Annotated in this window: 13 protein-coding genes; 6 read left to right on the top strand and 7 right to left on the bottom strand. The window is 39.8% G+C overall.

From position 1 onward, the window contains the following. Positions 1-130: 130 nt before the first annotated feature. Complete coding sequence (locus RSA43_02000; GenBank protein MEG2496061.1) at positions 131-469, bottom strand: histidine triad nucleotide-binding protein; 339 nt, start codon at positions 467-469, stop codon at positions 131-133. Continuing rightward, a complete protein-coding gene (locus RSA43_02005) occupies positions 453-1,337 on the bottom strand; it encodes an MYG1 family protein (protein ID MEG2496062.1) in 885 nt (294 codons plus the stop codon). Before RSA43_02005 ends, RSA43_02000 begins: the two co-directional genes overlap by 17 nt. Before the next feature lie 122 nt (positions 1,338-1,459). Between RSA43_02005 and RSA43_02010 the strand changes: the two genes are divergently transcribed. Next, complete coding sequence (locus tag RSA43_02010) at positions 1,460-3,613, top strand: hypothetical protein (protein MEG2496063.1); 2,154 nt, start codon at positions 1,460-1,462, stop codon at positions 3,611-3,613. Here RSA43_02010 and RSA43_02015 read toward each other — a convergent pair. The 3 genes from RSA43_02015 to RSA43_02025 form a co-directional block, all read right to left on the bottom strand. After that, on the bottom strand, positions 3,610-4,887 hold the full coding sequence (locus RSA43_02015; protein ID MEG2496064.1) for a DUF1207 domain-containing protein: 1,278 nt from the start codon (positions 4,885-4,887) through the stop codon (positions 3,610-3,612). The two genes, RSA43_02010 and RSA43_02015, sit on opposite strands and share 4 nt — an antisense overlap. 160 nt (positions 4,888-5,047) lie before the next feature. Then, positions 5,048-6,064 carry an ABC transporter substrate binding protein gene (locus RSA43_02020; GenBank protein MEG2496065.1) on the bottom strand — a complete coding sequence of 339 codons (1,017 nt, stop codon included), beginning with the start codon at positions 6,062-6,064 and terminating at the stop codon, positions 5,048-5,050. Positions 6,065-6,115: 51 nt separating this feature from the next. Next, positions 6,116-7,294 carry an LL-diaminopimelate aminotransferase gene (locus RSA43_02025; GenBank protein ID MEG2496066.1) on the bottom strand — a complete coding sequence of 393 codons (1,179 nt, stop codon included), beginning with the start codon at positions 7,292-7,294 and terminating at the stop codon, positions 6,116-6,118. Positions 7,295-7,479: 185 nt separating this feature from the next. Here RSA43_02025 and RSA43_02030 point away from each other — a divergent pair, with 185 nt between their 5' ends. Further along, entirely contained in the window at positions 7,480-8,076 is a 597-nt protein-coding gene (locus RSA43_02030) for a lipocalin family protein (protein MEG2496067.1), read from the top strand. Here RSA43_02030 and RSA43_02035 read toward each other — a convergent pair whose 3' ends face one another. After that, positions 8,077-8,331: a DUF167 family protein gene (locus RSA43_02035; GenBank protein ID MEG2496068.1), complete on the bottom strand. Its 255-nt coding sequence runs from the start codon at positions 8,329-8,331 to the stop codon at positions 8,077-8,079. 11 nt (positions 8,332-8,342) lie between these two features. Further along, positions 8,343-9,326, bottom strand: a complete 984-nt coding sequence (locus RSA43_02040; protein MEG2496069.1) for a hypothetical protein — start codon at positions 9,324-9,326, stop codon at positions 8,343-8,345. A 320-nt stretch (positions 9,327-9,646) separates the two neighbouring features. Here RSA43_02040 and RSA43_02045 point away from each other — a divergent pair, with 320 nt between their 5' ends. The 4 genes from RSA43_02045 to dnaK all read left to right on the top strand — a co-directional run bounded on the left by RSA43_02045 (position 9,647) and on the right by dnaK (position 15,184). Continuing rightward, complete coding sequence (locus RSA43_02045) at positions 9,647-11,386, top strand: proline--tRNA ligase (protein ID MEG2496070.1); 1,740 nt, start codon at positions 9,647-9,649, stop codon at positions 11,384-11,386. An 83-nt stretch (positions 11,387-11,469) separates the two neighbouring features. Beyond that, positions 11,470-12,624: a heat-inducible transcriptional repressor HrcA gene (gene hrcA / locus RSA43_02050; GenBank protein ID MEG2496071.1), complete on the top strand. Its 1,155-nt coding sequence runs from the start codon at positions 11,470-11,472 to the stop codon at positions 12,622-12,624. Then, on the top strand, positions 12,624-13,184 hold the full coding sequence (locus tag RSA43_02055; protein MEG2496072.1) for a nucleotide exchange factor GrpE: 561 nt from the start codon (positions 12,624-12,626) through the stop codon (positions 13,182-13,184). Before hrcA ends, RSA43_02055 begins: the two co-directional genes overlap by 1 nt. Before the next feature lie 29 nt (positions 13,185-13,213). Beyond that, a complete protein-coding gene (dnaK, locus tag RSA43_02060) occupies positions 13,214-15,184 on the top strand; it encodes a molecular chaperone DnaK (protein ID MEG2496073.1) in 1,971 nt (656 codons plus the stop codon). Positions 15,185-15,226: the final 42 nt, after the last annotated feature.

The following is a 15,226-nucleotide window of genomic DNA, read 5'->3' on the forward strand; positions in this document are numbered from 1 at the left end:
TATTACCCCTTAAAATGAAACTTAAGGGAAATCGAGTAAGCCATCGACTGAATTTTAAATCTTAGTGCAATCGCTTCGGTATCAGACAACGACCGACTCCCAACGGGAATGCATTCGAATGGAAACATATCTAAGCAAAATCATGACCCATCTTTTCTCCTCCCAGCAAATGAATATGTAAGTGAAAAACGGTTTGTCCCGCTCCCGGGCCATTATTAATTACGATTCTATACCCGTCGGATATGCCCAAGGAATCCGCTAAATGCTGTGCTATCCGAACGGCTTCGGAAATTAATGACGTATCCTCGAAACTTAAATTGTGAAGACGTTCGAAATGTTTTTTCGGAATGATCAGTAAATGAACCGGAGCCTGCGGAAATTTATCTTCTATAACGATAAACCTATCGTCCTCAAAAACTTTATTACAAGGTATGTTTCCTTTAATAATCTCTTCAAAGATCGTCACCATAATCTATCCCATTACTTTTGAGTGTTGATTTCAATGCCTGTAAACAATCCTTAAAAGAACGCCATACCGAAATAAAACGTCCTTTATGACAAAAAACGGCTCCGTCTATACCACAAACCTTTTTTAAATCATTACCTAAAAGACCCGCCCAACTTTTAGGAAAAGGTACACGAACATCCATTTTTCTATCTTTATTCGGAGGTATGCCTCTTAAAATCCATTGTCCACCGGAAGGGAAAATGACGAAAAGAGCAGGATGTTTATCCCCTCCCAAGGAAAAAAAATTGTCCAGCCAAGGCAGAGGATTGTCGAAAGTCAAGTAAATCGAAGATTGGTTCATGACTTCCTGAATCTTTCGTTTACAAGAAGTCATGTATGCGAATTTATCGCGAAGTCGCTTTAAAAGATCCAATGTAAAATGTAAGGCCGTATAAAAAGCGGTCATGGATGGATTATCTTCATCACAGAAATTGTAAATCTTAATGATGTCCGAAAAAGAACAATAGCCGTCGGCAGAGAACACCCTTCCGTTATCCTGTTCGTCGATTCCGTGAATCAGAATTGAATTCAGAAAAACATGTTCCTCGGCAGATAAATAACCTTTCATTTTCAAATAATCCAAGATCATTCCGGCGCTACTTGCCTCTCCTTTATAATCGGACTGATGATGGTCGAAACGTTTGATCCCGACATCATACACTCCTCCGACATCGCATACATATTCGCATTCGGATAAAATCAGAGGATCTCTGGTACGTATGATCTTGTCTTCATCGATGAGATCGTAGAGTAACAATAACGCACATGCCGTTACCTCATCGGCATGAAAAGAACCGTCATGAATTCCAATACTCTTTTTACGAATCATGTCATTTCACCCTTAATTAAAGAACCCTCCATTTTAGTCGGTTAAAAATAATTCTCAATGGAGAAAAATTAAGAATATGAAAATGTAAACGATATCTTTAATATTTTCCCTTAAAAAATATAATGGCAACCGAAAGTAAAATTAATGGGTATCTTTTGACATACGATTTATTCTCCCCTTTCCATGATGCGATAACCCCTGACGGATATCTTTCATCGGATCTAGAATTCATTTCCAAAAACTCCAAAATCGGAATAGTGACCGGCACCGATGTTTCCGAAAATTTTTTGGGATTTAACAATATTGAAAACACCTATTTCAACATTAAGAGTTCGTTAGCTCAGATCGGTATGGACGGAACCATCATCGAATTGGAGGTCGATTCGCAAAGACGGAGATTTGATGCAAAAATTTTATTGACGGCTTACGGAGAGCCGGCAAATCATATGTTATCCCTTCTCGATAAGGGCACTTACTTGGGCAAACTGTTCTGTGCCGATCCTCGAAGAAAAGTTTTAACGACCTATTATCTGGAAAGAATGTTAAAACATGTCGATAGAAACAAAAAACCTCTTTTGAAATTGGGCATGCAATCCCGTAACGTACCCGCAACGGAATTCTCCATTATTGACGGCCGCTTGATTGCACATGTCCACTTCAAAAAAGGAATTTTAAAATACAAAACGGAAATTTTCGGATTCATTCCTTTTCTGAACCTAGCTCTCAAAAAAAATCTCTCCGTCAGAAAATTTCTTAAACTCTATCGCAAACGTCATCCTTTAAATCCCAGGACACCCGAAGACCGGGACATTTTGCTTTTGGAATCTCTTCCTCTTCATATTCGTACGGTTTTCGGAAGAGTAGCTTCCGATCTTCTTCCCAAAGGAATCCGTCATACCTCTGCCGACATTCTGCAGCCGGATACTGAAAATTCGGGAGAAATCTATGAATTTTTCGGTTCTTCCGTCGAAGAAATCGATTACGTTCCTTTGGAATTTTATACCATAGAACCGTATCGAGAACACGTCTTCTTCAACTACAGGGATTTATTGAAAGAAAAATTGGATGATCCTAAAACCTTATTGAATATTTTTAAAAAAATTCCCGACAACAACAACAAAGCCGCTACTTTCATCGTTAAAGGTTCTCAACTTGAAGAACTCACCCCCGATCGATGGATTGAATCTCCGATAACGGACTACCGGAATCTCAATAAACATCTTTATACCGACAATAATCCTAAAGCTATTGAGGATTATATTAAATGTCAGCCCTGTTATCCGTTTCTGGAAGCCATGGAACAAGGTCTTATTAATAGTCAAGGCATCCTTCTGACTAAATATTTTCCGTCGACACTTCTGAAAGGCATGTTGCTTTCACATTACGTTCAACTCTGTCTCATGCAAATTTATTTCCGAACGCCTTCGTGTACGCACGGGAACTTCTTTTCACAAAGAGATCGATCTTTACTTAACGACCTTTTTACGTTCGGTATTCCCGTCTACTGGGTCAATACGGAAGAAAATCGTATCTTAAGATACATTAAACGCCCGGATACGCAAGCCGGAATGTTCGTGCCTTTAAATCGGATTGAAGAATTCAAAAAAGCACGATTTTTCGGTATTTACGGCTCCAATTTGGTCACTCCGGATTTCGAAAACGAAATCCTTAAACTCTTCGATAAGTTGCAAAAAACAAAATCTTCATTCCGTACTCCCGCCTTTAATGCCGACACGCCTATGGCTATTGTAACGGGAGGAGGAACCGGAGCTATGGAAGTAGGTAATAAGATAGCCAAAAAATTAGGCATCTTATCCTGTGCCAATCTCGTGGATTTCGAACAATCGCACCATGTTCTTACAGTTCTTCAGAAGCCCAATGCTTTTATCGAAGCCCGTATGTCTTATCGTCTTGATAGTTTAATTGAAAGACAAGACCATTTTTGCTTGGATTTTCCTATATTCGTAATGGGAGGCATCGGTTCCGATTTCGAGTTGTCTTTAGAAGAAGTCAGTTTAAAAGTGGGACGACGAAGTCACGTCCCTATAATATTGATGGGAAGCCCTGCTTACTGGCGAGAAAAAATTTCTTCTCGTTTCGACTGTAATCGCAGAAACGGCACCATTAAAGGTTCCGAGTGGATCAGTAATTGTTTTTACTGTGCCGAAAACGCAGACCAAGCATTCGCCGTTTACGAAAAGTTCTTTCAAAACCGATTGCTTATAGGTCCTAAAGGTCCCGTATATCCCGAAGGCTTCGTTATTTGCGAAAATTAAAAACCGTAAGTCACCTTAAACCCATAATAACTCGATCGGTCTCTAATGAATTGACCTTCTTTCGAAAATCCGTGATGATACTCGAAAAAAGCTCTGATCATACGTCCCACATCCATAAAACGTCCCCACTCCATACCCAAAATATATGTTTGATCCGAAACGAAATTCTGCTCTTCCCAAAATCTCAGATGCATGGCAAAAATAGGTTGAGCATAAAGATTTTTCTCTTTATCACGCAAACCGAAAGGACGCAATTCAGAGCCAAGTTCGAAATAAAAGGGTTGTTCGGGAAAAGTCCGGTCTCTACTGAAAATATACCCTAATCCACCATACAATCTCAAACAGCGGTTTATGCGATAAGACACGAAAGCATCAACCCCTTCATCGCTTGGATTTAAACGAGGGAACCCGGGATTCGCTACAATAAATTCATCTCCCAAATGAGAAGACAGATGCCATAAACGAAAACGCCAGCTCCATTTATTGATTGCATAACTGCTGAGAAAAGAAACAAAAAAATCCGAATTGACCAAACAACCTTCCGGATGGTCCAAATCAAATACGGAAAAAATACCGGCTTGGATTCCGAAATCCATATCACCTTTCCAATGACCGACATTCATGACTCTGAGAAAAATAAAATCCCCTCCGAAGAAAGTAGCCCCGACATGATTTCCGATTGCCTCATCATCAAATCTCAAACAAGCACCGTTGGTTACCTGGTGAGGGTCGGCAACCAAAGGCGCGAATAATACGGTATTTTGAGGAAACCAAATGCCTTTTTTACAACAACAGAAAGGAAAAGAAGGTTTAAAGGATTGTTGACAAGTGCACATCGATTCGGGTGATTTCAAATCGGGTCTCGTTTTAACAAAATCGGGTTGTGTTTTAATAAAATTTTCATAAGAACTTATTTCGCAAATCACTTCGGAAATAAAAGGTAACTCCCTAACAAAATTCACGACGTCCAGAGACGAACGCGTATCTTTCGGAAGATTGAATAAATAGGCTTTCTTTTCCAAGACGACGACGATTGTTCTGAAATCGCAATAATGCATATCAAGCAACGATTGTACATATCCCGTAAGATAGGTATCGTCTTCATTGCAAGATACTCTATCCGGAATATGATCTACGCGCACGAAATCGTCTTCTTCCTTGATGCATTCAAAACAAAAATCAATAAAATCTCCCGTAGCTTCGAGATCGGTAAGACGACTTACCCCGATCAAAACCGAAAGACAAATGAAAAGACACCTTCTCAAATAAAACATATTAAAAATTATAACAGCTTTTTATAAACGGAGACCTCTATCGACACAATAAGAAGAACAACCATTTTTTACCGGTCATTTAATCAAAACGACGGCAAATGACAATACTAGACTTTTTGCGAATCGTAAAATAAGCAATCGATGATCCGTTAATCCGCCATTAAGAAATTGTCGTTTGATTGGATTTTTCATTTCTGAAAGAAACGGACCGAATCTTCTGTTTATCAGCTTTATTCAAAGTCAATCCCAATTCTTTAATACGGTCGTCATTGAAGGTAATGAATTGAGGAAGCGGTTCCAAAGAAATTTTCTTAATCTCATCCGAAGAGCATTCGCCTTTCAATAATAAATCCATCATCAATGCAGCCTGTGCTCCTGCTTTTTTATAATCGACGTTACAAACGGCACAGACTCCTTGATCCACTAAAGAAAAATCTCCGGTTACTAAAGGAACCCCAGCTTTAAAAGCTTCTTCGGTGATGAAAGAAATATTCTTTCTTACCAAAGGATCGAGCGGCAAGAAAATAATGGAAGGATTTCTATCCAAGATTTGTTTGACTCTCATTTTAATATTTCCTTGGGACAGGATCTCTTCAAAAAGTTCGATCCCGGAAGACAGAAATTTCTTTTTAATATCTCTTATCAAAATATGAGAAAATGTTTCTCCGGCTGCCTGCAGATAAACTACCGATTTCGGTGAAGCATTAAGAGATTTGACGGCAAAAAATATTTGATCAACGTCAAGACGATCTTCGATCCCATGGATATTCGTATTTCTTTTATAAAAAGCAAGAGCCTCCGCATCATGCACACCGGAAAAAACCAGAGGTTTTTTTTCTTCCATCTGAGACATCACCTTAGTCGATAAAGCACCTATAGTAAAAATTCCCCGTACGGAGGTATCCTGATACAAACGACGCGCGAATTGTCTCGCCTTGGATACGGAATAATCCGCATTCAGAATAACGAAGCGAATATTTTCATTATTCGTATGCAATGCCTTTTGAAAACTTTGACTGCATTCTTCGAAAGCAGGATGTGAAAACGAAAGAAAAATTCCGATCGATACAGGTTTTTCCCTTTTGAATCTTTCGGAAGAAGCAAGCAGGATCATAATACAAATCGCACCTAATCCGAAAATAAAGAAAAGATTGAGAATTCTCTTAATTTTATTCATATATACCCAAAAATAAGCTCATTTTTCGATTCGTAAACGATCTTGAAACAGCTAACAACTCATAAGAGCAGATTCCGTAAGTCTCGAAACAACCGTTTCAACTTCCTTTCGAGAAACGAAAGCGGAGACTCTAAAAAACCCTCGTCCCATCACACCAAAGCCTTCTCCCGGAGTAACGGTAATTCCGTATTCTTTCAGAAAATAATCGAAAATGTCATGAGAATCACGATATTCTATCCATAAATAAGGAGCGTGATCTCCTCCGAATACATTATAACCTATTGATTCAAACGCTTTTTTCAAAATCCTTGCATTCTCCCGATACATTTTTACGGCTGCAGTACGAACGGTCTTATCCTCATCGAAATAAGCACTGCCTCCGATCTGCGAAATTACGGAAGCACCGTTAAAACCCGAACCGAGCAATCGAATCCAATCGTCTCTTACCGATTCTCCGGTACGGTATCGCAATGTCGAAGGAACAACAGACCAACCTAAACGGATGCCCGCAAATCCGGCATTTTTCGAAAACGAATTAAGCTCAATAGCCACCCGTTCGGCTCCTTCTATTCGGTAAATGGATGTCGGAAGATCTGGAGAATCAATAAATTGCGAATAAACAGCATCGAAAATAATAAAGGAATGCGTACGAACGGCAAAATCGACCGTCTTACGTAAATTTTCATAATCCCAAACATTGCCTATAGGATTATTCGGGGAGCAAATATAAAAAATGTAATCGGAACCGGTTAGCTCTTCAATCTCCGGTATAAAATTATTTTCTTTCAAACAGGGTAAGGTTATGATATTGGACCCCCCTATAAGAGCGATATCCCGATAAACCGGATAACAGGGATCCGATAAAACAATGGTTCTTCCGGGACCGAACAACAATTGCATTCTGGCAATATCACATTTAGCTCCGTCAGACACGAAAATATCCTGATGACCTACCGACCCGGTATAAATGTAATCGGCAATTTTTCTTCTTAAAAAATCATGTCCTTCTTCGGGTCCGTAACCGATTATGGCGGCGGAAGCACTTCGATCCCTAACATGTTCGCATATGGAATCGATGACAAAAGAAGTCGGAAATTCCTTAGGATTTCCTATCGAAAGATCGATTATCGAAATGTCGGGATTATTCTTTTTAAAAAATCGAAGAGATGTAGATATTCTCCTGAAAAAATAATCGGTCGACAACTTATCGAAATATGAATTTCTTCTCATACATATGAGTCCGCAAGATAAAGGATAAAAGTACCGGAATGATGAGAAATTGACAATGAAACCCGAAATCTTTATCCGTAACGGAAAATATTCTTAATAAAATTTTTATTAAAAAAACAGTTTTTAAAATTAATTCTTAAGATATGATCCGATTAATTTTATTCCGTAAAAATAATAAGGTCATTATGAAAAAAACCGCACTTGTCGCAATGATCGGTGCCGCTACCCTTCTTTGTTCCTGCTTTTTTTCGACTCAACAAAAAGACAATGCCCCGTACGACCCTCCCGTTAATTTGGAGTCCTACCAAGGTCTTTGGTTTCAAGTTGCCGGAGATCCAACGCGTTTTCAAAAACCCTGTATAGCTTCTGCTATCGAATATCGCTTATGTCATAATAAAAATGGGGTTCCCTATCTAAAAATAACCGATACCTGCATAACGTCCAAACAAGATTTTCCAGAAGTCAATAGCATAGGAAGAGTTTACGACCATGGATATAACAGAAGACTAGCCGTCAATATCGGATTTTTCGGCACATTAAAAGGTCTTACCCAACGATACAACTACGTTATTTATTATGTCAGTCCCGACTATACGGAAGCCATTGTCTGCAGTCCGAATAAGAAATATATACGGATATTGGCCCGAACTCCTTTTATTTCATCCGGAAAGGAAAAAAAACTGATGGATATCGCAAAATCATTTGATATCGATGTTTTGAAATTACAGAAAGACAGTTGGAATGAAAGTCTTTACGAGAAAATCAAGGATCGGCCGAAATAGTCACAATTTTTTCAGTTGGTTAAGAACGATTAGAGCTTGTTTCGGAACCAAAATTGTCTTAATACGAGAACAATGTCCCGAAACGATTACTATCTCTCTCTTAGGCAGGTGCAGAACCTCAGCAAGCACGGCAATGACGGCATCGTTCGCTCTCCCTTTTTCCGGTGCTTCCGAAATACGGACGGAAACGTTTTCACCGTCAAAAAACACTCCGCATGTTTTAGCACGAGGAGTGACCTTGATTCTTAAAGTCACAGTCATAAACCTTAAAAGAAGGAAGCTATCTTACCTTTACTTTTGGATTCGGACATCCAGGAAGCCAACACATCTAGGCAAACTCTAACACCCCAAGGTTGTTCCAGAGTAAACAACGCAAACCCAGGCCCGGCAACGTCATATTCGACTTTTTTATCGTTTCTAAAGGTCTTAAGAATACGACAATCGTCTAAACGAACGAAAGGTTGACTGCTGACAAATAAAACTTTTGATTTTTCTCCAGGATGTTCGTTATGAAGCCAGTGTTTAAAAGCTTCGTATTTGCACCTCGAATCGGGATTTTTACAGTCATCAACGGTTATGAAAGAGACTTTGACCGTACCGTCAGTCCATTCCTTAGGCAATTTCATTTGTCCCCAAATAAACGGAGCGATATCGTTTTCGTTTTGGATTTTGAAAACATCCTGTGTTTGATCCCATCCCTCTTTAATCGGATGTTGATTGTATTTAGGATTCACGAATTTCTCAGGATCTTCGCTTCCTTTGTAAAGAGGCCTGTCTCGCGTCACGAAAATGATATGATCTACACGAACGCCTCTTTCCCATTCATTAATCAGAAATCGCAATCTTTGTCGCATAACCGATAAAATGGCTCCCGGAATAACGGCATAATCATAATTGGCCGCATAAGGAGCTTCCAGTTGGGTCATCCCCAACAAAGACATATCATTATAAAAAGCCTGAAGATCGCTAACGGGAATGGACGAAGCTTTTAACCCTTCCGATTTATCCTGTTCGCTGATCCGCCAAACCGATGTTGCTTGAACGATTCCTTCCCAAGATTTCGAATGCTTGATTCCTGTTAAAGATAGCAGATGCAACAGTTCCTCCGAAGGAGCTCCCGTCACGCTTTCCAAATTACCCGCACAACTCTGAGAAAAAGAATGACGCGTCAACTTAGCTTCAATTTCGGTACCGCTAAATAACAACAATCCTAAAAAAGGCAATAAAAACAATCTCTTCATAAACACCATTCCAGTCCTACAAAACACCACAAGCCCAGACTATAGAAAAAAAATCTAAAAAAACAACAAAATAAAATAAACCATATTTCATATTCTTATAAAAACGAAAAATCTTTCACAAAAAGCCGTCACAAATCCAATTTGACCAAGCTGTTTGAATACCCGAAACATAACTTCGGATTCGCAGTCAAAAATACTTCTTCCGAAAAACGATAAACCGGAGTATTTTACCGTCAGATCATGTCATGTGGTAGTTTAAGCTATTGCTTCTCGATTGCCGGGAACGAAAGTCTTCCCCTACAAAAATATGGAGTTCAAAATTACGATTTATGCGTACATCCCAGCTCTTTTTTAAAACCGTAAAAAATTCGAATAGTAAAAAACAATACGTCGCTTCCTATGAACTGCTCGAACAGGCAGGTTATTTATCCAAATTAAGTAAAGGCATTTTTACCTATACCCCCCTTATGTATCGCGTCGTTTCGAATTTTTGCGGCATCGTCAGACAAGAACTTAATAAAATCGGCGGACAGGAATTAATGTTGCCTTTACTGCAACCCGCCGAAATTTGGAAAACTACAGGCAGATGGGAAGAATTTCTATCCGAAAAGCTTTTGTATACACTAAAAGATCGTGAAGACAAATTCTTTTGCATAGCCCCCACTCATGAGGAGGCCGTTTGTGGATTGGTAGCCGAACGTTTGAAAAACCATAAGCAACTCCCTCTCCATTTATATCAGATTGCCGCTAAGTTTCGAGACGAAATTCGTCCTCGCTTCGGATTGATGAGAACGAAAGAACTTCTCATGGAAGACAGTTACACCTTTTCGGAATCGGAAGAGCAAATGCAGGAGCAATACCTTAAACTTAGAGGCGCTTACTCGAATATTTTTCGAAGATTGGAATTGGAATTCGTCATCGTCGATGCTGATGGAGGAAAAATCGGTAAAGGCAAATCGGAAGAATTTCAGGTATTGTGCGATATCGGAGAAGATGCCGTTTGCGTCAGCGACGATTACGGTTCCAATATCGAGACAGCCAAAACGGTTCCTCCTCATTTCAATTACCGAAAATGTCCGGATCCGGTCACCGAAGTCAAAACGCCCGGAATTAAAACGATAAAAAGTTTGTCCGAGTTTCTGAATGTTCCCGAACAGTTGATTTTAAAAACCTTTGTATACAAATTAACTTGCACAAACGGTTTCGACTTCATCGCTGTAGGAATTCGCGGAGATCGTCAACTAAACACGACGAAAATCAAGACCTGCTTAGGTGCCACAGATATCGCTCCGGCATCGGAAGAAGAAATTATCGAACTTCTTGGAGTCGGTCCGGGATTCATAGGTCCTTTGAATTGCCCCATTACCTTCGTTGCCGATCTATCTACCGAAGCCATGACCGGATTCATTTGTGCGGGTAATAAAGAAGACGTCCATTACGTCAATGTCAATTGGGACCGAGATATTTCGTCTCCTACGCGTTATGATTTTTTGCTTGTGGAAGAAGGCGACGTCTGTCCTTCGAATCCCGGGACTCCGTATGCAATTAAAAGAGGTGTAGAGGTGGCTCATATCTTCAATCTCGGATTACGTTATACGCAAATTTTCAATGTGACATTCCAAGACAGGAAAGGTACGGATAAAATTTGTTGGATGGGGACTTACGGAATAGGAATCGGCCGGACCTTAGCCGCTTGCGTAGAACAGAAACACGATGAGAAAGGCATCGTGTGGCCCCTTGAAGTGGCACCTTTCAAAATTACCGTCATCGTTGCTAAAGTCGAATCGACTTTGATCGAAGAAGCCGAAAAACTTTACCGTCTTTTGACCGATCACGGTTATGATCCCCTTTTCGACGATCGAGACGAACGACTCGGTTTTAAATTAAAAGACAGTGATCTTATAGGGATACCTTATAAGATAATTATCGGTAAGGAATTCTTGAATTCCGGAAAATTCGAAATTGAATCAAGGACGGGAGAAAAATTTGAAGTTGCTCCCGAAAGTTTTCTGAATTGGTGTGATTCACATCTTAACTCCTTAAACTTATTCCGAAAAATAGCAGATTAGATTTCGGACTGCTAAAAAATATTGACTCGCTCTAACGTTTTGATTATAATTCCCGTAAAATTAACTGGAGCAACCGTTAAGGAATGATCAAAAAAACTCAGAAAGAGGCTAAGTTCTCAAAGATAATTTTGAATTTAGTCGAGTTATATCTTGATTCCGGCACTCCTATCGGTTCGGGGACTTTAAAACGAGAAAAGCAGGATAAAATCAGTTCGGCTACGATAAGGAACTATTGTGTTGAACTTGAAAAGACAGGTTTTCTGAAAAAGAACCATGCTTCCGGAGGACGGTTACCTACGGACAAGGCTCTCAGATTCTATTTCGATTATTACCAAAAGCTTCAGGAACCTCTAAGTAAAAACGAAAAAGACCTGATTGCAGACTCTCTTCCGGCCTGCAACAAAAACATTATTAAGGATATTCAAAAATCGGGAGAACTTTTAAGCGAGTTATTAAATTTATCCGTTTTCTTCAGTTTCCCACGATTCGATCATGATACGGCTACGGATTTAAAGCTCTTAGTACTTGACGAACAGAGAGTTTTGGTGGTTATTTTGACGGAATTTGGTCAGATTTTTACGGAAACGATATGGGTAAAACAAAAAATGTCCGCATTTAGTGCCAAACGAGTGGAGAGTTTCATAAAATCCAAGTTGAAAAATCAGTCTTTTCCGGAATCGCTTACTTCTGAAGAACAATTTCTCGGGCAAGACATTTATAACGAATCTATTGTTCGTTATTTGACGAGATACGTCAACCTTACGGACATGGATATTCATCAAACGGGATTCTCGAAATTACTTCACTATAACGAATTTAAAGATCCTGAAATGTTATCGAGCGGTCTTATGCTTTTCGAAAACAGTCTTCATATGAAGAAGTTATTGCTTTACGGAATGACTTGTAAGCAGCCGACGGCTTTCTTAGGAAAAGAACTCTCTCGTTTTTTCGATATCGGTCTCTACGAAAAACATACGGTAGTCATGATGCCTTATTTCATTAATCGCACGCCTTTAGGTGCATTCGGAATCTTAGGCCCCTCCAGAATACCTTACAGAAAAATATTGAAACTAGTAACATTTTTTGGCGAAAAACTGAGGAGTAATCTGACCGAAAGTCTTTTTAAATTTAAATTATCTTTCAGACAGCCGAAAACTGTTCTCGAAGAATTACAAGACATGGAAAGAATGTTTTTGGATCATTCTTCGATTAAACTATTACCCTCTAAGGAGTCATAATGACGGATAATCAAGAAGAAAAACAAGAAAATGAAAGTCTTCCCGAAGACGAACGAAACGAAACGGAAGTTGAAGAGTCTCTTGCAGAAGAAAATGAACGTCTGAAACAAGAGCTTAAGAAAAAAAATGATCAATATCTCATGGCTTTAGCCGAAGCGGAAAATGCTAGAAAACGTATTTATAAAGAACGACAGGATCTTTTAAGACTTGCAGTCGAAAATATTTTAGTAGAAATTCTCACTCCTATAGAAAACATGGAGAATGCTTTAAAATTTGCTAAAGATTCTTCGGACGAAGTGAAAAATTGGGCTTTAGGTTTTGAAATGATCCTAAATCAATTCAAACAGATTCTTACCGATCATGGAATTACCGAATATACTTCGGCAGGAAAAATATTCGATCCGTTTCTTCATGAAGCGATAGAGATTATCGAAACGGACGACTATCCTGACGGAACGGTCGTTGAAGAACTGTCTAAAGGATACAAAGCGGATAATAAGCCAATCCGAGTTGCTCGGGTAAAAGTCGCCAAAACTTTAAAAGTAGATACAAACAATTAAAAAATACAAATCATATTTAAGGTAAAAAAATGTCAGAGAAAAAGCATAGCAAAATCATAGGTATAGATTTAGGAACGACGAATTCCTGTGTGTCCATAATGGAAGGAGGCCAGGCTAAAGTCATTACTTCTGCCGAAGGAAGCAGAACGACTCCTTCGATCGTAGCCTTTAAGGGCAACGAACGTTTAGTCGGTATCCCGGCTAAAAGACAAGCCGTGACGAACCCCTCAAAAACGCTCGCTTCAACCAAACGTTTCATCGGTAGAAAATTCAATGAAGTTTCTTCGGAAATCCAAACCGTTCCTTATAAAGTGGTATCCGGAACCAACGACGACGTGGCCTTTGATGTCGACGGCAAAATTTATACTCCCGAAGAAATCGGAGCTCAGATTCTTATAAAAATGAAAGAAACGGCTGAAACTTATCTCGGAGAGCCCGTAACGCAAGCCGTTATCACGGTTCCTGCCTATTTTAACGATGCACAAAGAGCTTCGACTAAAGATGCGGGAAAAATTGCCGGATTGGAAGTTCTCAGAATCATTCCGGAACCGACCGCGGCAGCTCTTGCTTACGGCATAAATAAAACCAGCGATAGGAAAATTGCGGTCTTTGACCTTGGAGGAGGAACTTTCGATATTTCAATTTTGGAAATCGGAGACGGCGTTTTCGAAGTACTGTCGACGAACGGAGACACCCACCTCGGAGGAGATGACTGGGATGAATCCATTATCCTTTGGATGGTCGATGAATTTAAAAAAGAACACAATATCGATTTAAGCAAAGATAATATGGCTCTTCAAAGATTAAAAGATGCCGCTGAAAAAGCCAAAATTGAGCTTTCCGGCGTACAGTCTACCGAGATTAACCAACCGTTCATCACGATGGATGCCTCAGGTCCTAAACATCTTGCCTTGACCCTTACACGAGCTCAACTGGAGCAATTGACGCATTCGTTAACCGAGAGGACGAAGGAACCTTGCTTAAAAGCTCTTAAGGACGCTAATCTTTCTCCCGATAAAATCGATGACGTCTTATTAGTCGGCGGTATGTCTCGTATGCCTGCGGTACAAGCTATAGTCAAAGAGATATTTAAAAAAGATCCTAATCAAGGCGTAAACCCCGATGAAGTCGTTGCCGTCGGTGCTGCCATTCAAGGGGGGGTTTTAGGAGGAGAAGTCAAAGACGTTCTACTTCTCGACGTTATTCCTCTATCTCTCGGCATTGAAACTCTTGGAGGCGTAATGACGCCTTTAGTCGAAAGAAACACGACTATTCCGACACAGAAAAAACAAATTTTTTCTACGGCTGCGGACAATCAACCTGCAGTGACCATTGTCGTCCTTCAAGGAGAAAGACCTATGGCAAAAGACAACAAGGAAATCGGACGTTTCGATTTAACGGACATTCCTCCGGCTCCTAGAGGACATCCGCAAATCGAGGTCTGTTTTGACGTCGACGCCAATGGGATTTTACATGTTTCCGCTAAAGACGTTGCTACCGGTAAGGAGCAAAAAATTCGAATCGAAGCCAGTTCGGGGCTTAAGGATGACGAAATACAACGTATGATCAATGAAGCCGAGGCTAACAAGGAAGAAGACAAAAAACGTAAAGAAGAAAGCGAAGTCAAAAATGAAGCCGACAGCTTGGTTTTCCGGGCAGAAAAGGCTCTGAGGGATTATAAAGACAAAATTCCAGAAGAATTAGCTAAGGAAATCCAGGAAAAAGCCGATAAGGTCAAAGAAGCCGTTAAAGAAGGCTCTGCGACCCAAATCAAACAAGCTTCGGATGAGTTGAATACTCATATGCAAAAAATCGGTGAATCCATGAGCGCACAAAATGCTCAACCTTCTGCGGGACCTACTCCGAATACGGAAGATCTGAAAAAACATAGTTTCAGCACGACTCCTCCTAATAAATCATCAGGAAGCGATTCTTCAGAAACAGTCGTTGAAGATGCCGAGGTTGAAATTGTGGATAAAAAGGATAAACCTAACGAATAGATCACATCCCTCTAAAAAAAACTCTCTTCAATGAAGGGAGTT

This window comes from Victivallaceae bacterium, from assembly GCA_036659455.1.
Classification (GTDB): domain Bacteria; phylum Chlamydiota; class Chlamydiia; order Chlamydiales; family Chlamydiaceae; genus JAVXCN01.